We start from the raw sequence: 241 nt of genomic DNA on the forward strand, positions 1-241 counted from the left end.
CTATGCTGCGGAATTGGTTACCCGCAGGTATGCGGGGCGAGCGGACATCGAGAGCCGGATCAAGAAGTGGTGGCTTCAAGTTCCAAGTGCAACGGGTGAATGAAGGCGCCACTGCGCATAGACTCCCTGGGGGGTGGCAAAGTCCAAACATTTGCGGGGATGTGTATTCAACCGATGGGCAAGGGCATTCAACTCACGCTGGGTATAGCCCGACAGGTCCCTGTCTTTGGGCAAATACTGA

Annotated in this window: 1 protein-coding gene; it reads right to left on the bottom strand. The window is 56.0% G+C overall.

Translation table 11 applies throughout. The features are described 5' to 3' along the window. Nucleotides 1-75 precede the first annotated feature (75 nt). A partial coding sequence (locus tag E8D52_18590; GenBank protein TKB65251.1) for an IS30 family transposase occupies nt 76-241 on the bottom strand: 166 nt, incomplete at its 5' end.

It is taken from the genome of Nitrospira sp., assembly GCA_005116745.1.
In the GTDB taxonomy this organism is placed as follows: Bacteria; Nitrospirota; Nitrospiria; order Nitrospirales; family Nitrospiraceae; genus Nitrospira_D.